We start from the raw sequence: 21,223 nt of genomic DNA, 5'->3' as shown, positions 1-21,223 counted from the left end.
CGTGCGTGTGCTTCCAGACTATATTCATGGTCCCGCCCAACGCGGAGCGGCCGGAAAAACCGGTCATCAGGAGCAAGTGTTGAGGATGTTGTCTTGAAGCGGACCCTGTTCCGCACCCGGATCAAGTTCTGCGGTTTCACCCGGCCGGGTGATGTGCGGCTTGCCTGCGAGCTGGGCGCCGACGCGATCGGTTTCGTGTTTGCGCACGGCAGCAGCCGCCGGATTGCCCCGGCGGAGGCGCGGGCGATGCGCCAGGCGCTGGCACCGATGGTGGACTCGGTCGCCTTGTTCAGTGACAACCCCGCCGAAGAGGTCCGCGAGGTCGTACGCCAGATCCGTCCCAGCCTCCTGCAGTTCCACGGCAGCGAAGACGATGCGTTCTGTCGCGCGTTCGGTGTGCCATACCTCAAAGCCATCGCGATGGGCAGCCCGATCAGCAAGGAACATCCTGCCGCCTTGCACCAACAATACCCGGGCGCGGCGGGATTCCTGTTCGACAGCCACGGCGCCGGTACCAGTGGTGGTAGTGGCAAAGTGTTCGATTGGGCGCGCATTCCCGCCGGCGTACAGAAACCCTTCGTGCTGGCCGGCGGCCTGACCTCGGACAATGTGTTCGAGGCGATCATCGCCACGATGCCGTGGGCGGTGGATGTCTCCAGCGGCATTGAAAGCGCGCCCGGGCTGAAGGACGGCGACCGGATGCGCCGCTTCGTCGAACAGGTGCGCCACGCCGATTGCCACGTCCTGGACTGACGCTTCCGTCTGGTCCATATCCCGATACGCCCAGACACCGCGTGCATCTTCGCCCGCGGTCACCAAACCTCCCCCGGTGAAACCGAGTCATGACCTCCCCATTGCCATCCGATATCCCCATCGACTACCACGCTTATCCCGACAAGAACGGACACTTCGGGCGCTTCGGCGGTCGCTTCGTTGCCGAGACCCTGGTCGGGCCGCTGCAGGAGCTGGCCGATGCCTATGATGCGGCGCGCGTTGACCCGGCATTCATCGCGACCTTCGAGGACGACCTGGCCCATTACGTTGGCCGACCGAGTCCCATCTACCATGCCCGCCGCCTGAGCGAAGAAGTGGGCGGCGCACGCATCCTGCTCAAGCGCGAGGACCTCAACCACACCGGCGCGCACAAGATCAACAACACGATCGGCCAGGCTTTGCTGGCCAGCCGCATGGGCAAGACCCGCATCATCGCCGAGACCGGCGCCGGCCAGCACGGCGTGGCATCGGCCACCGTTGCCGCCCGGCTCGGCCTGGAGTGCGTGGTGTACATGGGTGCCACGGACATCGAGCGCCAGAAGATCAACGTCTATCGCATGCAGTTGCTCGGTGCCCGCGTGGTGCCCGTGACCAGCGGCTCGGCCACGCTGAAGGATGCCCTGAACGAGGCGATGCGCGACTGGGTGACCAACATCGCCGACACCTTCTACATCATCGGCACGGTAGCCGGCCCGGACCCGTACCCACGGATGGTGCGCGACTTCAACGCGGTGGTCGGCCGCGAGGCGCGCGCGCAGATGCTGGCCGAATACGGCCGCCTGCCTGATGCGGTGACTGCCTGCGTTGGTGGGGGCAGCAACGCGATCGGCATCTTCCATGCGTTCCTTAACGATCCGGGTGTCCGTATTGTCGGTGCCGAGGCGGCGGGCGAGGGCATGGACAGCGGGCGCCATTCGGCCTCACTCACCGCTGGCCGGCCGGGTGTCCTGCACGGCAACCGCACCTACCTGCTGTGCGACGACGATGGCCAGGTCATCGAGACCCATTCGATCTCCGCCGGGCTGGACTACCCCGGTGTCGGGCCCGAACACGCGTTCCTGAAGGACACCGGGCGCGCCGAGTACGCGGGAATCACCGACGAGGAAGCGCTCGATGCGTTCCACCGGTTGATCCGTACCGAAGGCATTCTGCCGGCGCTGGAGTCCAGCCATGCGGTGGCCCAGGCGGTGAAGCTGGCGCGCGAATTGCCGGCCGATGCGATCGTGCTGTGCAACCTGTCCGGCCGGGGTGACAAAGACGTACATACGATCGCGCAGCGCGAGGGGATGGTGCTATGAGCCGCATCGCCACCCGCTTCGCCGCGCTGAAGGCACAGGGGCGCAAGGCGCTGGTGCCCTTCATCACCGCTGGCGATCCGTCGCTGGAGGCCACGATGCCGGTGATGCACGCGCTGGTCGCCGCCGGCGCGGACGTCATCGAGATCGGCGTCCCGTTCTCGGATCCGATGGCCGACGGCACCACCATCCAGCACAGCTCCGAGCGCGCACTCGCTCGCGGGGCCGACATGGACTACGTGTTCGAGACTGTTCGCCAGTTTCGCGAGGACAACCAGGACACCCCGGTGGTACTCATGGGTTACCTCAACCCGGTCGAGATCCGCGGTCCGGAAGCCTATGCCGCGCAGGCGGTCGCCGCCGGGGTCGACGGCGCGCTGCTCGTGGACTTGCCTCCCGAGGAAGCGGTCGAGTACCGCGAGGCGTTCGATCGTCACGGCCTGGCGCTGATCCTGCTCGCCGCCCCGACCACCTCGGCAGAGCGCATGCAGCGCCTGTGCACGCTGGCTACCGGTTATCTGTACTACGTGACCTACGCCGGTGTGACGGGCGGTGACCATCTCGACACCGGCGCCGCCGGCGACCGCCTGCGTTTGATCCGCGCGCTCGACAAGGTGCCGGTGGTTGCAGGTTTCGGCATCAAGGATGCCGCCAGTGCCGCTGCCATGGCCGTGCACGCCGACGGTGTGGTCGTAGGCAGCGCGCTGGTCGCCGCCATGGCCGACGCGCTGGATCCCGCCGATGCGGCGCGCAACGCTGCCGCGTTCCTGCTGCCCTTGCGTGAAGCCCTCGACGGCTTGCCCGGCGCCTGACGAACGGCCGGACGAACGCCTGCGGTAAACTGCCGCGTTCGCCGGCGGTACCGGCAACCGCCCGCCGCCATTTTGTGGCGGCAGGCGGGCACAGACACCTCCGGATCATTGCACCGGACCAATTACAGGGAATCCGCAACGCATGTCCTGGCTCAAGAAACTCATGCCTTCCGGCATCCGCACCGAGACGCCTGTCGCCAAGCGCCGCAGCGTCCCCGAAGGCCTTTGGGAAAAGTGCGATCGCTGTGGCGCGGTGCTCTACCGCCCGGAGCTCGAAGAAAACCTGGAAGTCTGTCCGAAGTGCAACCACCACCGCGCCATCCGCGCGCGTGCCCGGTTGACCGCCTTGCTGGACGTTGGCAGCACCAGTGAGATCGGCGCGGAGCTCGGTCCCACCGATGTGCTCAAGTTCCGCGACCAGAAGCGCTATTCGGACCGTATCAAGGCTGCGCAGAAAGCCACCGGCGAGCGCGACGCGCTGATAGCGATGAAGGGTGAGCTCAAGCAGCGTCCGCTGGTGGCGTGCGCGTTCGACTTCGCGTTCATGGGCGGATCCATGGGCTCGGTGGTCGGTGAGCGGTTTGCCCTCGCAGCCGAAGCCGCGCTGGCGGCGGGCTGCCCAATGGTGTGCTTCACCGCCACCGGTGGCGCGCGCATGCAGGAGAGCCTGTTCTCCCTAATGCAGATGGCCAAGACCTCCGCCGCGCTGGGTCGCCTGCGCGCCGCGGGCCTGCCTTACATCGCGGTGCTCACCCATCCCACCACCGGCGGCGTGTCCGCGTCGCTGGCCATGCTGGGCGACATCAACATCGCCGAGCCCGAAGCACTGATCGGCTTCGCGGGCCCGCGCGTGATCGAACAGACCGTGCGCGAGACCCTGCCGGAAGGTTTCCAGCGCAGCGAATTCCTTCTGGAGCATGGCGCCATCGACCAGATCTGCGACCGTCGCGAGATGCGCGACCGGCTCGCCGACCTGCTCGCCATGATGATGCGCCAGCCTGAGCCAGTCGACGATGCGGGGGAGAACGCGTAATGGGACGTCGTTATTTCGGCACCGATGGCATCCGCGGCCGGGTAGGCGAGAGCCCCATATCCGCCGACTTCCTCCTGCGCCTGGGCAATGCCTACGGCCACGCGCTCAAGCGCTCGGTCGAGTCCGGTCGGGCGTGGCGCAAGCCGGTGGTGATTATCGGCAAGGACACGCGCATATCCAACTACATGTTCGAGGCGGCTCTGGAAGCCGGCCTGGTGGCGGCTGGCGTGGACGTGCAGTTGATGGGTCCGATGCCGACCCCGGCGGTCGCCCACCTGACCCGCTCGATGCGCGCCGACGGCGGCATCGTGATCTCCGCCTCGCATAATCCGCACTACGACAATGGCATCAAGTTCTTCTCGGCCGAAGGCGAGAAGCTCGACGACGCCACTGAACTGGCCATCGAAGCTGCTCTGGATGAGCCTTTCAGCACCGTACCGTCCGCCGAGCTGGGCAAGACCGCACGCACCCGCGATGCCATCGGCCGCTACGTCGAGGCCTGCAAGACCTCCGTACCCAAGGGTTTTGATCTGGGCGGCATGCACATCGTGCTCGACTGCGCGCACGGCGCGACTTACCAGCTCGGGCCGCTGGTCCTGCGCGAACTGGGGGCCAAGCTGGATACGATCGGCGTGGATCCCAACGGCCTCAACATCAACGACGGCGTGGGCACGACCCACCCGGAGGCCTTGTCCGAGCGCGTTCGCAGCACCGGCGCCGACCTGGGTATCGCCTTCGACGGCGACGGCGACCGGGTGATGTTTGTCGATGCCGACGGGACCGTCCACGACGGCGATGACCTGATCTACGTGCTCGCCAACGACTGGCGCGAGAGCGGCCGGCTTCAGGGCCCGGTGGTGGGCACGCTGATGACCAACTACGGACTGGAACGCGCCTTCGAGCAGTCGGGAATCGAGTTCCTGCGTGCCAAGGTCGGTGACCGCCACGTGCACCAGAAGCTGGTCGAGCACGGTGGCGTACTGGGCGGCGAGGCGTCCGGCCATCTGCTGTGCGTGGACCGCACCAGTACCGGCGATGGCATCGTCAGTGCATTGCAGGTGCTGGAAGTGCTGCGCCGCCGCGGCATCGGCCTGAAAGAGGCACTCGCCGGTCTGGAACGGGTGCCGCAGAAAACCGTGAATGTCCGCTGCGGCGACGCCGTGAAGCCCGCTGAGCTGCCATCCGTACAAGCTGCTTTGGCCGAAGCGCAGCGGGCGGTCGCCGGCCGCGGGCGTGCTTTCCTTCGCCCGTCCGGAACCGAGCCGGTGGTCAGGGTCACCGTGGAGGCCGATGATGACGGCCTGATGCAGTCGACCCTGGATCGCCTTGCCGGCGCGGTGCGCGAAGCGGCCCGATAGGCCGTCGCCGGTCGCCGCCGGCTCCGCTTCCTTGATGAGGTTTCAGACCCTATGAGCCCGACCCGTATCCCGATCTTCGACATCAGTCGCTTCGACGATCCCGCCCAGCGGGACGCCTTTGTCGCCGAACTGGGCGCCGCCTACCGGGAGTGGGGCTTCGCCGGCGTGCGTGGACACGGCATCGCGCAGTCGCAGGTCGACCGCAGCTACGAGGTGTTCCAACGCCTGTTCGCGCTGCCCGAGGACGTCAAGCGCAAGTACCACGTCGTCGGCGGCGGCGGCGCGCGTGGTTACACGCCCTTCGGTATCGAGACCGCCAAAGGCGCACAGCACTTCGATCTGAAGGAGTTCTGGCACGTCGGCCGCGAGATCCCCCGGGACTCGCGCTACGCCGAGTCCATGCCGCCCAATGTATGGCCCGAGGAGCTGCCGGAGTTCCGCGAGGTCGCCTACGGCCTGTACCAGTCGCTGGACCGACTCGGTGCCAGAGTGCTCAGTGCGCTGGCACTGCATATCGGCCTGGACGAGCACTGGTTCGACGACAAGATCGACAGCGGTAATTCGATCCTGCGCCCCTTGCACTACCCCCCGATCACCAGCCTCGAGGTGCCCAACGAGCGCGCCGGCGCGCACGAGGACATCAACCTGATCACCTTGCTGGTGGGCGCCAGCGCAGAGGGCCTGGAGGTGCTTTCCCACGCGGGCGAGTGGGTGCCTTTCACCGCCGACGCCGACACCATCGTGGTCAACATCGGCGACATGCTGCAGCGGCTCACCAATCACGTGTACCCGTCCACGACGCACCGCGTGGTCAATCCGCAGGGCGAGAAGGCGCGCCAGCCGCGCTACTCCACCCCGTTCTTCCTCCACCCCAACCCCGACTTCCTCATCGATGTGCTGCCGGGAACGGTCACCGCTGACAACCCGAGCCGCTACCCCGAGCCGATCACCGCCCAGGGGTATCTGGAAGAGCGGCTGCGGGAGATCAAGCTCAAGTAGGTTTCAGCCGACCCGGGCGGGGCGGGGCGGTGCCGGAAACGGTCCGTTGAACCCCCCCGTAGGTCGCCGATCATCCACGGTGCGGTAGAATCCTGTCTTTCACTCGCGGGGGTAGGCATGGCACGTCGCAGGATTGTCGCTGGTAACTGGAAGTTGAACGGAGATCGTCGATTCTCCGCGGAGCTGCTGGATGCAGTGACTGCCGGCGAGGGTGCCCCCGGTGTGCAGCGCATCATCATCCCGCCCGCGTTGTACCTGGCAGAGCTGATCGCCCGCTATGCAGCCACGGGCCTGGAGTTTGGCGCCCAGGACGTCAGCGAGCATGCCAGCGGCGCCTATACCGGTGAGATCTCCGCGCAGATGCTGGCGGACGTGGGAGCCGGCTACTGCCTCGTCGGTCACTCCGAGCGCCGCCAATACCATCACGAGACCAGCGAGCTGGTCGCGGCCAAGTTCAGGGCAGCCAAGGCTGCAGGCATCATTCCCATCCTGTGCGTGGGCGAAAGCCTGCAGGAACGCGAGGACGGCCAGACCGAGGCACGTCTGCAGGAACAGCTGGCCCCGCTGCTGGTCGACGGTGCGAAGGCGCTCGACGGCGCGATCATCGCCTACGAGCCGGTCTGGGCCATCGGTACCGGAAAGACCGCCAGCCCCGAGCAGGTGCAATCGGTACACGCATTCATCCGTAGCGGAGTTGCATCGCACGATGATAGAATCGCTGGCTCGCTTCCGATCCTGTACGGCGGAAGCGTAAAGGCCGACAATGCCGCCGCCTTGTTCTCACAAGCGGATGTCGACGGCGGCCTGGTAGGAGGCGCGTCCCTGGTGGCCGCCGACTTCAACGCCATCGCAGCCGCGCTGGCACCCTGACCTGTTCCGGGCCTGGCCCGGGCGACTTACCAAAGAGTCTTCCGATGCTGTTGTTTCTCAACGTCATCTATGTGCTGATTGCCGCGTCCATGATCGTGCTGATCCTGATGCAGCGCGGCTCTGGCGCCCAGGCCGGCGCCGGTTTCGGCGGTGGCGCCTCCGCGACGGTATTCGGTGCGCGCGGCGCGTCCAGCTTTTTGTCCAAGGCCACCAAGTGGCTTGCCATCTCCTTCTTCGTGATTGCGATGTTCATGGCTTGGCAGGCCACCCACAGGGCCGTCGGCCCGACGACGGGGCAAGGCTTGGGCGTGATGTCGCAGGTGCCCGTGGATCCCGCGCCCGCCGTGCCGGTAGTCCCGGGTGAGGCGCCGGCGGATGCGCCGGCCCCGGCCGTCGTTCCTGAGGTCCCTGTGGCCCCGGCCGCTCCCGAGGCGACGGATTCGGCACCGTCCGAACCGGTCCAGAATTAAGTTATTCGCGATAAGATAAGCAGTTACATCCGGCATGGATGCGCGGGTGCCCGGTCTTCATTGCCGGAAGCCGGGTCCACCGTTAGCGGTTGGATTCGGAGCAGGAGGCGTAGAGCTGGAACATGTGCCCAGGTGGCGGAATTGGTAGACGCACTACCTTGAGGTGGTAGCGGCTTAGGTCGTGGGGGTTCGAGTCCCCCCTTGGGCACCACTCCACAGTTGTACCGTCAACGGCATCGGCTGCTGCCACAGGCAGCATTGATGCCGCCGAGCCAAGGCCACGCACAAGCGTGGTGTAGCCGAGAGAACAGAAGTGCTGGGCGAATATCTGCCGACCTTGTTGTTTCTTATCGTCGCCAGCGGCATTGGCGTCGCCCTTCTGGTGGTGGGACACCTGCTGGGGCCCAAGCGCCCGAGCCTGGCCAAACTGTCCCCATACGAATGCGGCTTCGAGGCTTTCGAAGACGCGCGCATGCAGTTCGACGTGCGCTACTACCTCGTGGCCATCCAGTTCATCATTTTCGATCTTGAAATCATCTTCCTGGTGCCCTGGGCGACGGTGTTCCGTGACCTGGGTGTGGTCGGCCTGGTAGAGATGGGAATTTTCGTGAGCATGTTGCTGCTCGGCTTCATCTACGTGTGGAAGAAGGGAGCGCTGGAATGGGAGTGAGTGAGACCATCTCGGGCCTGATGCACAACCCGGTGCCCGAAGGGCGCCTGGACGACATCCTGCTCCCCGGCGATGACAACCCGTTGCTGCAGCAGGGCTTCGTCACCACCAGCCTGGACGCGCTGTGGAACTGGGCGCGCACCGGTTCGATGTGGCCTGTCTCGTTCGGCCTGGCCTGTTGCGCGGTGGAGATGATGCACGCCGGCGCGGCACGGCTGGACCTTGACCGCTATGGCGTCATCTTCCGCCCGTCGCCACGCCAGTCCGACGTGATGATCGTGGCCGGAACGCTGGTCAACAAGATGGCGCCCGCGCTGCGCAAGATCTACGACCAGATGCCCGATCCCAAGTGGGTCATCTCGATGGGCAGCTGCGCCAACGGCGGCGGCTACTACCACTACTCGTACTCGGTGGTGCGCGGCTGTGACCGGATCGTCCCGGTCGATATTTACGTGCCCGGTTGCCCGCCCACGGCCGAGGCGCTGGTGTACGGCATCCTGCAGCTGCAGAAGAAGATCCGCCGCGGCACCAACTTTGGCGACAACAAGACCGGTGTCCGCGATGAGTGAGTCGATCACCGCGTACGTCGATCGCCTGCGCGCACGTTTCCCGGACTGCACGGTCACCGTCGCCGAGCCGCGCGGTGAGGTCGGTATCGAGGTCGATCCCGCGCAGTGGCTCGCCACGGCGTTCGCGCTGCGCGACGAGTTCGGTTTCGAGCAGCTGACCGATGTCAGCGGCGTCGACTACCTGACCTGGGGCAGCGACGAATGGAACACCGAGCCTTCCTCCGAGGGGTTCTCCCGTGGCGTGGAAGGCGCCGGTCCGGGTCGCTTTGTGTGGGGCCAGATGCCTAGTGGCGCTGCCGATGCGCCCAAGCGACGCTTTGCCGCAGTAGCGCACCTGTTGTCGTTCCAGCACAACCAGCGTCTGCGCATGCGCACCTTCGCAGCCGATGACGAGATGCCTATCGTCGATTCGCTGACCTCCGTGTGGGCCGGTGCCAACTGGTTCGAGCGGGAGGCGTTCGACCTGTTCGGCATCGTGTTCGAGGGTCACCCGGACCTGCGCCGCATCCTCACCGACTACGGGTTCATTGGTCATCCGTTCCGCAAGGACTTCCCGCTGATCGGCAACGTCGAAGTGCGTTACGACGCCGAGCGCAAGCGCGTGATCTACGAGCCGGTATCCATCGAACCGCGCGTGCTGGTTCCGCGCGTGATCCGCGATGACTCGCGTTACCTGACCGCCGCCGATGAATCGGCTGCGCGTCTGGGGGTGAAGCCATGAACACACCTGCGACCACCATGCCGTTGATCAACCAGACCACCGACAATCCACACGGCGGCGTCACCGGCTCGGCGGAGATCCGCAACTACACCATGAACTTCGGCCCGCAGCATCCGGCCGCCCATGGTGTGCTGCGCCTGATCATGGAGATGGACGGCGAGGTCGTGCAGCGGGTCGATCCACACGTGGGCCTCCTGCACCGCGGCACCGAGAAGCTCGCCGAATCCAAGCCCTTCAACCAGTCCATCGGTTACATGGACCGCCTCGACTACGTCTCGATGATGTGCAACGAGCACGCCTACGTGCGCGCCATCGAGAACCTGATGGGGCTGGAGGTGCCGGAACGCGCGCAGTACATCCGCACCATGTTCGACGAGATCACCCGACTGCTGAACCACCTGATGTGGCTGGGCTCCAACGCTCTCGATCTGGGCGCGATGGCGGTGATGCTCTACGCGTTCCGCGAGCGCGAAGAGCTGATGGACGTCTACGAGGCGGTGTCGGGCGCGCGCATGCACGCGACCTACTACCGCCCCGGCGGTGTCTACCGCGATCTGCCCGACGTCATGCCGCGTTACAAGGAATCGCCGTGGCGCAAGGGTGGCAAGCTCAAGCGCTTCAACGCCTGGCGCGAAGGCTCGATGCTCGATTACCTCGACTCCTTTTGCGACGACTTCCCGCACCGCGTCGACGAGTACGAGACCCTGCTCACCGACAACCGGATCTGGAAGCAGCGCACCGTCGGTATCGGCGTAGTCAGCCCGGAGCTGGCCAAGGCGTGGGGCATGTCCGGCGTGATGCTGCGCGGTTCTGGCATCGAATGGGACCTGCGCAAAAAGCAGCCGTACGCGAAGTACGCAGAGATGGATTTCGACGTTCCGGTCGGCACTGCCGGCGACTGCTATGACCGCTATCTGGTCCGCATCGCCGAGATGCGCCAGTCAACCCGGATCATCAAGCAGTGCGTCGCCTGGCTGCGGGTCAATCCCGGTCCGGTGATGGTCGACAACTACAAGGTCCGGCCGCCGGCGCGTGAGGAGATGAAGGAGTCGATGGAAGCGTTGATCCATCACTTCAAGTTCTTTACCGAGAGCTACTGCGTGCCTGCTGGCGAGACCTATTGCGCGGTCGAGGCGCCCAAGGGCGAGTTCGGCTGTTACCTGGTGTCGGACGGCGCCAACAAGCCGTTCCGGGTCAAGCTGCGCGCGCCTGGCTTTGCCCACCTGTCGTCGATGGACGCTGTTATCCGCGGGCACATGCTGGCCGACGCGGTGGCGATGATCGGTACCTATGACCTCGTTTTTGGCGAGGTGGATCGCTGACAAGGCGATCGCTGAGGATCTGAAAGAATGAAAGCGACTGGAAATTTCGAGGCGTGCCGAAACGTCGACCCGATGGTCGTGCTGTCCGATGCGACGCGCGCGTTCATCGACCACTGGGTGGCCAAGTTCCCGGCCGACCGCAAGCGTTCGGCGGTGATCCAGGCGCTGTTCGCGACCCAGGAGCAGAACGGCGGCTGGCTGAGCGACGAGCTGATCGCCGCGGTTGCCCGCTACCTCGGGCTGCCCCCGGTGCTGGCCTATGAGGTCGCGACTTTCTACTCGATGTTCGTGCTCGAGCCGGTCGGTCGCAACAACGTCGCTTTCTGTACCAACATCAGCTGCTGGCTCAACGGCGCCGAGGATCTGGTCGCACATGCCGAGAAGACCCTGGGTTGCAAGCTGGGCGAATCCAGCCCGGATGGCCGGGTGTTCCTCAAGCGCGAGGAAGAGTGCGTCGCCGCCTGCTGCGGTGCCCCGGTGATGCTGGTCAACGGTCATTACCACGAGAAGCTCGACGTTGCCGCCGTCGACGCGATCCTCGCTGGTCTGGAGTGAGGCAGAAGATGTCGCACCACGATTATTCCAAGAGCACCGGTCCGGTCGGGCCGGCTCCCCAGGAGCACAACGTGGTCTACACCACGTTGCACTTCGACACACCCTGGTCCTACGACAACTATGTCCAGATCGGCGGCTACAGCGCCTGGCGCAAGATCCTCGCCGAGAAGATCCCGCGCGCTGACGTCATCGAGATGGTCAAGCAATCCGGCTTGCGCGGTCGTGGTGGCGCGGGTTTCCCGACCGGCCTGAAGTGGAGCTTCATGCCCAAGGACGACGGGGTGCAGAAGTACATCCTGTGCAACTCCGACGAATCCGAGCCGGGCACCTGCAAGGACCGCGACATCCTGCGCTACAACCCGCACGCGGTGCTCGAGGGCATCGCGATCGCCTGCTACGCGACCGGATCCACCGTCGCCTACAACTACATGCGCGGCGAGTTCCACCATGAGCCTTTCGAGCGCATCGAGCAGGCGCTCAAGGACGCCTACGCGAACGGGCTGCTGGGCAAGGACATCCTTGGCTCGGGCATCGATGTCGACATCTACAACGCGCTTGGCGCGGGCGCCTACATCTGCGGTGAAGAAACAGCGCTGATGGAATCGCTGGAAGGCAAGAAGGGCCAACCACGGTACAAGCCACCGTTCCCGGCCAACTTCGGCCTGTTCGGCAAGCCGACCACGATCAACAACACCGAAACCTATGCCTCGGTGCCGGCAATCGTGCGCAACGGCGCCGACTGGTTCCTCAACCTGGGCAAGCCCAACAACGGTGGCGCGAAAGCGTTCTCGGTGTCCGGCCACGTCAACAAGCCGGGCAACTACGAGGTCCGCCTGGGCACGCCCTTTGCTGAATTGCTAGAGATCGCCGGCGGCGTGCGCAACGGCAACCGGATCAAGGGCGTGATCCCCGGCGGTTCCTCGATGCCGGTGCTGCCGGGCGAGACCATGATGGGCCTGACCATGGATTACGACGCGCTGCAGAAGGCCGGCTCCGGTCTCGGCTCCGGCGCGGTGATCGTGATGGACGAGACCACCTGCATGGTCCGCGCGTGCCAGCGCATCTCGCGCTTCTACTACCAGGAAAGCTGCGGCCAGTGCACGCCGTGCCGCGAAGGTACCGGTTGGATGTACCGCATGATCAGCCGGGTGGTCGACATGCGTGCGACCGTCGAGGACCTGCATGTCCTGCGCGAATCGGCCGGCCAGATTGAAGGACACACCATCTGCGCGTTCGGTGAGGCTGCGGCCTGGCCTGTGCAGGGCTTCCTGCGCCATTTCTGGAACGAATTCGAGTACGCGATCTTGAACAAGCGTTTCCTGGTCGATGACCAGCGCGACGGCCGGGTTGTGGAGACAGCGGCATGAGCACCACTCCGGACAAACCCACCGCAGACGCGCCAGTCGTGCCGGAAGGCTACGTGTCGATCGAGATCGACGGCGTGGCCACCTTCGCGCCCAAGGGTTCGATGATCATCCAGGCCGCCGACAAGATCGGTATTCCGATTCCGCGTTTCTGCTACCACGACAAGCTGTCGATCGCCGCCAACTGCCGCATGTGCCTGGTCGACGTGGAGAAGATGGGCAAGCCGGCGCCCGCGTGCGCGACGCCGGTCATGGACAACATGAAGGTCAGCACGCGCAGCGAGAAGGCGCTCAAGTCACAGCGCAACGTGATGGAGTTTCTGCTGATCAACCATCCGCTGGACTGCCCGGTCTGCGACCAGGGCGGCGAGTGCGAGCTGCAGGACCTGTCGCTGGGTTACGGGCGCTCGGTCAGCCGTTTCAACGAGCGCAAGCGCGTGGTGGCAGACGAGGACATCGGTCCGCTGGTGGCGACCGAGATGACCCGCTGCATCCACTGCACGCGCTGCATCCGCTTCACTGCGGAGATTGCCGGCACTTACGAGCTGGGTGGTATGTACCGCGGCGAAAACCTGCAGATCGGGACCTACGACGGCAAGCCGCTGACCACGGAACTGTCCGGCAACGTGATCGATGTGTGCCCGGTCGGCGCGCTCACCAACAAGCCGTTCCAGTTCCGCGCCCGCGCGTGGGAAATGGTTGCCCGCGAGTCGCTGGGTTACCACGATGCGCTGGGCAGCAACCTGTTCCTGCACGTGCGCCGGGGCGAGGTGATGCGCACCGTGCCGCGCGACAATGAGATGGTCAACGAGTGCTGGCTGTCTGATCGCGACCGCTATTCGCACCAGGGGCTGTACGCCGCTGATCGGGCGATTGCGCCGATGCTCAAGGAAGGCGGCCAGTGGCGCGAGGCGACCTGGGAAGAGGCGCTCGCCGAAGCCATCCGGGTGCTTCGCGACAATTCCGGTGACAATCTGGGCGTGCTGGTCAATCCGGCCACTTCCAACGAAGAAGGCGCGCTGCTGGCGCGCCTTGCCGAAGCGCTGGGGACCGGCAATATCGATCACCGCCTCAGCCAGGCCGACCTGTCGGATGCCGCGGTGGCAGAGGTGTTCGCCACCCGTGTTGCCGACATCGAAAGCGCCGACGCCATCGTCATCGTCGGCTCGAACCTGCGTCACGAGCTACCGCTGGTCAACGTCCGTGTGCGGAAGGCGTGGCAGGCGGGTGCCAAGGTTTACGTCGTCAATCCGGTCGACTTCGACCAGACCTTTGACGTGGTTGGCAAGCACATCGTGGCGCCGTCGCAGATGGCCGCGGCACTCGGTGATGCCGGTTTGCGCGATGCCATCGCAGGCGCGAAGAATGCGGCCGTATTTGTTGGTGCCTTGGCGGAAAACGGTCCGCATGCCGCGGCCCTCCGCGGCGCGGTTGCCGACTTCGCTGCCGCAACCGGTGCCCACGTGTGCCGCATTCCGCAGGGCGCGAACGCCGTCGGCCTGACCGATCATGGCGTGTTGCCGACCTCGCGCGACGCGAACGCGATGCTGGCCGAGCCGCGCGCCGCGTACGTCCTCTACGGCATCGAGCCGGGCCTCGACTTTGCCGATACCGCCACGGCATTGAAGGCGTTGTCGGGTGCCAAGGTGGTGGCTTTCAGTCACTTCGCCTGCGAATCAACGCGGGCGGTGGCCGACGTCATCCTGCCGATCGGCCTGCTGCCGGAAATCGATGCGACCCTGACCAATCTGGAAGGTCGCGAACAGGTTTCCGTCGCCGGCGGGAAGCTGCCGGGCCAGGCGGAGCCGGGCTGGCGCGTTTTGCGTGCATTGGCCGGCGACCTGGCGCTGCCGGGCTTTGATTTCATTGATCTTGCCGGCCTGCGCGACAGTCTGGTCAAGCGCGAGGTAACTCCCGTGGCAGGCAAGGCGCCGATGGTCAACGGCGACGGATTGGAAGTGGCACTGGCCACCGCCATCTACCGCTGCGACTCTGTGGTCCGCCGCGCCGCTGCGCTGCAGGCACATCCCTTGAACGTCGGCCCGCACGCCAGCCTCCACCCCGAGGATGCGCGCGAGCTTGGACTGGAGGATGGAACAACAGGCAAGTTCGGCACGGCGGCCGGAACGGCTGCACTGCCGGTCTTCGTCAAAGACACGGTGGCGCGCGGGACGGTCTGGATAGAGAGCGGCCACGGCGCCACTGCTCCGCTGGGATCCGGGCGGGTGACGGTCGGGAGGGCGTCGGCATGATGAACAGCGTTATCGACCCGTTTCACGCCTGGCTGGTGTCGTTCGGTCCGCTAGGGACGATCGCGTGGCTGGTGCTGATGATCGTGGCGATCTGCTTGCCGCTGATCCTGGCGGTCGCGTTCTACGTGTTGTGGGAACGCAAGCTGATCGGCTGGATGCACGTGCGTGTCGGGCCGAAGTACGTTGGCTTTGGCGGCTTCCTGCAGACGTTCGCCGACGTGTTCAAGCTGCTGTTCAAGGAGATGCTGCAACCCGCTGCCGCGTCGCCGTTCCTGTACCGGCTGGCGCCACTGCTGGCACTCATACCGGCGCTCGCAGTCTGGGCGGTCATTCCGTTCGATGCCAAGGTGGTCCTGTCCAACGCGAACGCCGGTCTGCTCTACATACTGGCGATGACCTCGCTTGGCGTGTACGGAGTGATCCTTGCGGGCTGGGCGACCAACTCCAAGTACGCATTGCTTGGCGCGATGCGCGGTGCAGCGCAGATGGTGGCCTACGAGATCGCCATGGGCTTCTCGTTGGTCGGCGTGATGCTGGCCGCCGGCAGCCTGAACCTGACCGAGATCGTGATGGCGCAGTCGGGCAACGCTGGCCTTCTGGAATGGTTCTGGTTGCCACTGCTACCGCTGTTCGTGATCTATTTTGTCTCCGGGGTTGCCGAGACCAACCGTCTGCCATTCGACATGGTGGAGGGCGAATCGGAGATCACCGGTGGACATCTGGTCGAGTACTCCGGCGCCGGCTTCGCGCTGTTCTTCCTCGCCGAATACGCCAACATGATCCTGATCAGCTTCCTGGTCCCGATCTTCTTCCTCGGCGGCTGGCTGAGCCCGTTCCAGGGAATGGGCATCCCGCTGCTGTCGGTGGACGGTTGGTGGTGGTTGGCGGCCAAGGTGTTCTTCTTCGCCAGTTGCTTCATCTGGTTCCGCGCCTCGTTCCCGCGCTACCGCTATGACCAGATCATGCGGTTGGGCTGGAAGGTCTTCGTTCCGCTGGCGATCGCATGGATCGCGGTGGTTGCGGTCATGGCGTATTTCGGCGTCTTCGAGCCGGGGCAATAGGGTAGAGGCATGAATCGCATCGTTTCCTTCTTCAAAAGCCTGCTGCTCATCGAGTTGCTGCAAGGCATGGGCCTGACGCTCAAGTATGCGTTCAAGCCCAAGTACACGCTCATGTATCCGATGGAGAAGACGCCGCAGTCGGTCCGCTTCCGCGGCATCCATGCGCTGCGCCGCTATCCCAACGGTGAAGAGCGCTGCATCGCCTGCAAACTCTGCGAGGCGGTGTGCCCGGCACTGGCGATCACGATCGATTCGGAGCGACGCGAGGACGGCACCCGTCGCACCACGCGTTACGACATCGACCTGTTCAAATGCATCTATTGCGGCTTCTGCGAGGAGTCGTGCCCGGTGGACTCGATTGTCGAGACCCACATCCACGAATACCACTTCGACCAGCGCGGACAGAACATCGTCACCAAGCCACAGCTGCTGGCAATTGGCGACCGGCTCGAGGCCGAAATCGCCGAACGTCGCGCCTCCGACGCGCCCTACCGCTGAGTGCACCCCATGGATTTCGTCTTCATCGCGTTCATCGCTTTTTCAATCGCTGCCACCGCGGCGGCGGTCGCAGTCATCAGCGTCCGCAACCCGGTGCATTCCGCGCTTTCGCTGGTTCTCACCTTCTTCTCGGTCGCCTGCGTGTGGATCGTCGGTGGCGCGGAGTTCCTCGGCGTGGCCCTGGTCGTCATCTACGTCGGCGCGGTGATGGTCCTGTTCCTGTTCGTGGTCATGATGCTGGACATCGATATCGTGGGCATGCGCGAGGGCTATGTGCGTTACCTCCCGGTTGGCCTGGTGGTTGCCGTGGTGATGCTGATCGAGATGCTCATGCTGATCGGCGCGCGGGCCAAGATGGCGCAGCCCTTCCCGGTCGATGCGGCCGAGGCGGCAGGAATAGGCAATACCCAGTGGGTCGCCACCGAGCTCTTCACCCGATTCCTGCTGCCGTTTGAAACCGCGGCGGTGATCCTGACGGTGGCGGTAATCGCGGCGGTGACACTGACCCTGCGGCCGATTCGCGAGGGTGGCAAGAAGCAGAACCCCAGCGAGCAGGTCAAGGTGCGCGTCGCCGATCGCCTGCGGATGGTGAAGATGGATTCGTCAACGCCGGCAAACCTGCGTGATGCGGTTGCCCCCGACGTCAACCCGGAGGAGGGCGCGTAATGGAAATGGTCGATTCCAGCCTGGCCCTGGGCCACTACCTTGCGTTGGGCGCGGTGCTGTTCTGCATCTCGGTCGCGGGCATCTTCCTCAACCGCAAGAACGTCATCGTCCTGATCATGTCGATCGAGCTGATGCTGCTCGCCGTCAATGTCAATTTCGTCGGCTTCTCGCGTCAGTTTGGCGATCCCTCCGGTCAGGTGTTCGTGTTCTTCATCCTGACCGTGGCTGCGGCTGAAGCCGCCATTGGCCTGGCGATCCTCGTCACGCTGTTCCGTAACAGGCGCACGATCAACGTCGCCGAAATCGATTTGATGAAGGGCTGATCCGATGTCGGGTATGGAATTCGTCGTTTCCAAGTCGGCGCTGCTGGCCATCGTCCTCGCGCCACTGGTGGGCACGATCAGTGCCGGGTTCTTTGGTCGCAGGATCGGCCGGGCTGGGGCGCACAGCGTCACCATCCTGGGCGTGGCGATCAGCTGCGCACTGTCGGTCTGGGTGCTGTGGCAGCTGGTAGGGCAGGGTGCTGCGCCGTTCAACGAGAACCTCTACACCTGGTTCAAGGTGGGCGGCTTTGAGGCCCACATTGGCTTCATGGTCGACAAGCTCACCGCGATGATGATGGTGGTGGTGACCTTCGTATCACTGCTGGTCCACATCTACAGCATCGGCTACATGGCCGGCGACGACGGCTACCAGCGCTTCTTCAGCTACATCAGCCTGTTCACCTTCTCCATGCTGGCGCTGGTGATGAGCAACAACTTCCTCCAGCTTTTCTTCGGCTGGGAAGCAGTGGGCCTGGTGTCGTACCTGCTGATCGGTTTCTGGTTCAAGCGCCCGACGGCGGTGTTCGCCAACTTCAAGGCGTTCATGGTCAACCGGGTGGGCGATTTCGGCTTCATTCTCGGTATCGCCGCGGTGGCGTGGCATTTCGGCTCGCTGGACTACGCGACCGTGTTTGCCAATTCGTCCAGCCTGGTCGGCCAGACCATGTCGGTGATCGACGGGCATGAGTGGTCGATAGCGACGGTGATCGGCATCTGTCTGTTCATCGGCGCCATGGGCAAGTCGGCACAGGTGCCGCTGCACGTGTGGCTGCCGGACTCCATGGAGGGCCCGACGCCGATCTCCGCCCTGATCCATGCCGCGACCATGGTCACGGCCGGGATCTTCATGGTGGCGAGGATGTCGCCGCTGTTTGAGCTCTCCGACACCGCACTGCAGTTCATCCTGTTCATCGGTGCGACGACAGCGTTCTTCACCGGCCTGATCGGCATCGTTCAGAACGACATCAAGCGCGTCATCGCGTATTCCACCTTGTCCCAGCTGGGCTACATGACGGTTGCCCTGGGCGTGTCGGCGTACAGCGCGGGTGTTTTCCACCTGATGACCCACGCGTTCTTCAAGGCGCTGCTGTTCCTCGGTGCGGGCTCGGTAATCATCGGCATGCACCACGAGCAGGACATGCGTCGGATGGGTGGGCTGCGTAAATACATGCCCGTTACCTACTGGACCATGCTGATCGGCACGCTCGCCCTGGTCGGTACGCCGTTCCTCAGCGGTTTCTACTCCAAGGACACCATCATCGAGGCGGCACACCATGCCAGCGCCGGTGGCAGCTGGGTTCACCAGTACGCCTACTGGGCGGTGCTGCTGGGTGCGTTCGTTACGGCGTTCTACAGCTTTCGCCTGCTGTACCTGACCTTCCACGGCGAGGAACGTTTCCGCCAGATCCCGGCCGCCGTCCACGGCGACGCCCTGCCGCACGCCGACCACGAAGTCCACGAGCCGCATGAGTCTCCGCTGTCGGTGACGCTGCCGCTGGTCCTGCTGGCGATTCCCTCGGTGCTGATCGGCTTTTTCACCGCCGGGCCGATGCTGTTCGGGACCAACTGGAGCGGCAGCATCGAACAGGCGCCGTTCTTCCTCGGCTCCATCGACGTGAGTGCCGCGCGCGACGTGGTCGCCGCGCTTGCCGCCGAGGTCTGGCATGGCCCGGTCAAGTTCGCATTGCATGGCCTCACGGCACCGACGTTCTGGCTCGCCCTGGGTGGGTTCGCCCTGGCGACAGTGATGTACGTGTGGAAGCCCGAGCTGCCTGCCAAGGCCCGCGCAACATTTTCCGTGCCGGTCCGCATCCTGGAGGAGAAGTACGGTTTCGACACGCTGTGGATCAAGGGCCTGGCCGGTGGCAGCCTCAAGGTGGGCCAGGCCTCCAGCGCGGTGGACAGCAAGTTGATTGACGGGGTGTTTGTCAACGGCAGCGTCCGGGTTGTCGAGCTGGTTGCCGCCCTGAGCCGCCGGATCCAGTCCGGCTACCTGTACCACTACGCCTTTGTGATGATTATCGGCCTGATCGTGATGCTGGCCGCTCTCATCCGTAACCTGATCTGACAAGGACCGCGACGTGACCCCCGAGCCCTTCCAGAGCGCGCTTCCTTTGCTGAGCCTGCTTGTTTGGCTGCCGATCATCGGTGGCCTGATTACCCTCGCCCTTGGCAACGAGCGGGCCGTTCCCGCCCGTTGGTTTGCCACCGGTGTCGCCGCCCTCACCTTCGTGCTCAGCCTCCTGCTGTTCACCGGGTTCGACTACAGCACTGCGGCAATGCAGTTCGTCGAGAACAAGCCATGGATCCCGGCATTCGACATCCGCTACCACTTCGGTGTGGACGGATTCTCGGTGCCGCTGATCGGCTTGACCACGTTGACCTCGGTGCTGGTGCTGATCGGCGCCTGGGGCGTGGACAAGCGCGTCAGCCAGTACTACGCCTCCTTCCTGATTCTGGAAGGGCTGATGGTTGGCATCTTCTGTGCGCTCGATTCGATGCTGTTCTACGTGTTCTTCGAGTGCATGCTGATCCCGATGTTCATCATCATCGGCGTCTGGGGTGGGCCGCGCCGGGTCTACGCTGCGCTCAAGTTCTTCATCTACACCTTCCTCGGGTCGGTGTTCATGTTGATCGCGCTGATCTACCTGTACATGAAGGGTGGCAGCTGGCAGATCGCCGACATGGTGCAGCTGTCGCTGTCGGCCACGGAGCAGACCTGGATCTTCTTCGGCTTCCTGCTCGGCTTCGCGATCAAGATTCCGATGTTCCCGGTACATACCTGGTTGCCGGATGCGCACGTCGAGGCCCCGACCGCGGGCTCGGTGATCCTGGCCGCGATCATGCTGAAGATCGGTGGCTACGGATTCCTCCGTTTCGCGCTGCCAATCGTGCCGGACGCCGGCGCCGAGTGGGCGTGGTTGCTGATCGCGCTCAGCCTGATCGCGGTGGTCTATGTGGGGCTGGTCGCACTGGCACAGTCGGACATGAAGCGCCTGATTGCGTACTCCTCGGTCGCCCATATGGGTTTTGTCACCCTGGGTACCTTCATCGCATTTGGCCTGGTGCGCGAATTCGGCAACGTCGATGCCGCACGCCTCGGCCTGCAGGGCGCGATGGTGCAGATGGTCAGCCACGGATTCATCTCCGCGGCACTGTTCACCAGCATTGGTGTGCTCTACGACCGCCTGCACACCCGCCGGATCAGCGATTACGGCGGCGTCGCGAACCTGATGCCTGCTTTCGCGGTGTTCTACGTGTTGTTCGCGATGGCCAACTCCGGGCTCCCTGGAACCTCCGGGTTCGTCGGCGAGTTCATGGTCATCGTCGCCAGCTTCCAGAAGCACCCATTGATCGCCCTTGTGGCTGCGCTGACCCTGATCATCAGCGCCGGTTACAGCCTGTGGCTGGTCAAGCGCGTGCTGTGGGGCCCGGTGGCCAATGAAAAGGTCGCGGCGATGAAGGACCTCAACGGCCGCGAGATGTTCGTGTTGGGTGTTTTCGCCGTGTTTACCCTGGCGCTGGGCGTGTGGCCCCAGCCGCTGACCGACATGATGGAACCCACGATCGCCAATCTGGCGATGCAGATCGCCGCGTCCAAGTTCTAAGCA

Annotated in this window: 21 protein-coding genes and 1 tRNA gene; all 22 read left to right on the top strand. The window is 64.6% G+C overall.

Features of this window, described 5'->3' with window-relative positions; all coding sequences use genetic code 11:
* The first annotated feature begins 93 nt into the window (after positions 1–93).
* The 22 genes from KZ491_RS04910 (at position 94) to KZ491_RS04805 (ending at position 21,220) form a co-directional block, all read left to right on the top strand.
* Positions 94–753: a phosphoribosylanthranilate isomerase gene (locus KZ491_RS04910; RefSeq protein ID WP_222564784.1), complete on the top strand. Its 660-nt coding sequence runs from the start codon at positions 94–96 to the stop codon at positions 751–753.
* A gap of 89 nt (positions 754–842) precedes the next feature.
* The gene (trpB, locus tag KZ491_RS04905; RefSeq protein WP_222564783.1) at positions 843–2,072 is read left to right on the top strand and encodes a tryptophan synthase subunit beta; all 1,230 of its coding nucleotides are present in this window, start codon (positions 843–845) and stop codon (positions 2,070–2,072) included.
* Positions 2,069–2,881, top strand: coding sequence for a tryptophan synthase subunit alpha (gene trpA / locus KZ491_RS04900; protein ID WP_222564782.1), 813 nt, complete (start codon positions 2,069–2,071; stop codon positions 2,879–2,881). Before trpB ends, trpA begins: the two co-directional genes overlap by 4 nt.
* A gap of 142 nt (positions 2,882–3,023) precedes the next feature.
* Positions 3,024–3,914, top strand: a complete 891-nt coding sequence (gene accD, locus KZ491_RS04895; protein ID WP_222564781.1) for an acetyl-CoA carboxylase, carboxyltransferase subunit beta — start codon at positions 3,024–3,026, stop codon at positions 3,912–3,914.
* Complete coding sequence (glmM, locus tag KZ491_RS04890) at positions 3,914–5,272, top strand: phosphoglucosamine mutase (RefSeq protein ID WP_222564780.1); 1,359 nt, start codon at positions 3,914–3,916, stop codon at positions 5,270–5,272. Before accD ends, glmM begins: the two co-directional genes overlap by 1 nt.
* Before the next feature lie 51 nt (positions 5,273–5,323).
* Positions 5,324–6,271: an isopenicillin N synthase family dioxygenase gene (locus tag KZ491_RS04885; protein ID WP_043957214.1), complete on the top strand. Its 948-nt coding sequence runs from the start codon at positions 5,324–5,326 to the stop codon at positions 6,269–6,271.
* Between the two features lie 117 nt (positions 6,272–6,388).
* Positions 6,389–7,141 (top strand): triose-phosphate isomerase, encoded by a 753-nt coding sequence (gene tpiA, locus KZ491_RS04880; protein WP_222564779.1) that lies wholly within the window; start codon positions 6,389–6,391, stop codon positions 7,139–7,141.
* Between the two features lie 44 nt (positions 7,142–7,185).
* The gene (gene secG, locus KZ491_RS04875) at positions 7,186–7,611 is read left to right on the top strand and encodes a preprotein translocase subunit SecG (protein WP_222564778.1); all 426 of its coding nucleotides are present in this window, start codon (positions 7,186–7,188) and stop codon (positions 7,609–7,611) included.
* A 126-nt stretch (positions 7,612–7,737) separates the two neighbouring features.
* Positions 7,738–7,822, top strand: a tRNA-Leu gene (locus KZ491_RS04870).
* Between the two features lie 102 nt (positions 7,823–7,924).
* On the top strand, positions 7,925–8,281 hold the full coding sequence (locus KZ491_RS04865; RefSeq protein WP_193983602.1) for an NADH-quinone oxidoreductase subunit A: 357 nt from the start codon (positions 7,925–7,927) through the stop codon (positions 8,279–8,281).
* The gene (locus KZ491_RS04860) at positions 8,272–8,850 is read left to right on the top strand and encodes a NuoB/complex I 20 kDa subunit family protein (protein WP_222564777.1); all 579 of its coding nucleotides are present in this window, start codon (positions 8,272–8,274) and stop codon (positions 8,848–8,850) included. The genes KZ491_RS04865 and KZ491_RS04860 overlap by 10 nt, the downstream gene beginning before the upstream one ends.
* Positions 8,843–9,571 (top strand): NADH-quinone oxidoreductase subunit C, encoded by a 729-nt coding sequence (locus KZ491_RS04855; protein WP_222564776.1) that lies wholly within the window; start codon positions 8,843–8,845, stop codon positions 9,569–9,571. Before KZ491_RS04860 ends, KZ491_RS04855 begins: the two co-directional genes overlap by 8 nt.
* A gap of 17 nt (positions 9,572–9,588) precedes the next feature.
* Complete coding sequence (locus KZ491_RS04850; RefSeq protein WP_222565474.1) at positions 9,589–10,893, top strand: NADH-quinone oxidoreductase subunit D; 1,305 nt, start codon at positions 9,589–9,591, stop codon at positions 10,891–10,893.
* Positions 10,894–10,920: 27 nt separating this feature from the next.
* Entirely contained in the window at positions 10,921–11,448 is a 528-nt protein-coding gene (gene nuoE, locus KZ491_RS04845) for an NADH-quinone oxidoreductase subunit NuoE (RefSeq protein WP_222564775.1), read from the top strand.
* An 8-nt stretch (positions 11,449–11,456) separates the two neighbouring features.
* Positions 11,457–12,815 (top strand): NADH-quinone oxidoreductase subunit NuoF, encoded by a 1,359-nt coding sequence (nuoF, locus tag KZ491_RS04840; RefSeq protein WP_222564774.1) that lies wholly within the window; start codon positions 11,457–11,459, stop codon positions 12,813–12,815.
* Entirely contained in the window at positions 12,812–15,064 is a 2,253-nt protein-coding gene (nuoG, locus tag KZ491_RS04835; RefSeq protein WP_222564773.1) for an NADH-quinone oxidoreductase subunit NuoG, read from the top strand. Before nuoF ends, nuoG begins: the two co-directional genes overlap by 4 nt.
* On the top strand, positions 15,061–16,125 hold the full coding sequence (gene nuoH, locus KZ491_RS04830) for an NADH-quinone oxidoreductase subunit NuoH (RefSeq protein WP_425493093.1): 1,065 nt from the start codon (positions 15,061–15,063) through the stop codon (positions 16,123–16,125). Before nuoG ends, nuoH begins: the two co-directional genes overlap by 4 nt.
* A 9-nt stretch (positions 16,126–16,134) precedes the next feature.
* Entirely contained in the window at positions 16,135–16,623 is a 489-nt protein-coding gene (gene nuoI, locus KZ491_RS04825) for an NADH-quinone oxidoreductase subunit NuoI (protein WP_222564772.1), read from the top strand.
* 9 nt (positions 16,624–16,632) lie between these two features.
* Positions 16,633–17,289, top strand: a complete 657-nt coding sequence (locus KZ491_RS04820) for an NADH-quinone oxidoreductase subunit J (protein ID WP_222564771.1) — start codon at positions 16,633–16,635, stop codon at positions 17,287–17,289.
* 5 nt (positions 17,290–17,294) lie between these two features.
* Complete coding sequence (nuoK, locus tag KZ491_RS04815) at positions 17,295–17,612, top strand: NADH-quinone oxidoreductase subunit NuoK (RefSeq protein ID WP_222565472.1); 318 nt, start codon at positions 17,295–17,297, stop codon at positions 17,610–17,612.
* 13 nt (positions 17,613–17,625) lie between these two features.
* Positions 17,626–19,680, top strand: a complete 2,055-nt coding sequence (nuoL, locus tag KZ491_RS04810; RefSeq protein ID WP_222564770.1) for an NADH-quinone oxidoreductase subunit L — start codon at positions 17,626–17,628, stop codon at positions 19,678–19,680.
* A gap of 13 nt (positions 19,681–19,693) precedes the next feature.
* The gene (locus KZ491_RS04805; RefSeq protein WP_222564769.1) at positions 19,694–21,220 is read left to right on the top strand and encodes an NADH-quinone oxidoreductase subunit M; all 1,527 of its coding nucleotides are present in this window, start codon (positions 19,694–19,696) and stop codon (positions 21,218–21,220) included.
* Positions 21,221–21,223: the final 3 nt, after the last annotated feature.

This window comes from Novilysobacter antarcticus (assembly GCF_019802285.1).
GTDB lineage: Bacteria > Pseudomonadota > Gammaproteobacteria > Xanthomonadales > Xanthomonadaceae > Novilysobacter > Novilysobacter antarcticus.
This window is presented reverse-complemented; position numbering and strand designations above follow the sequence as displayed.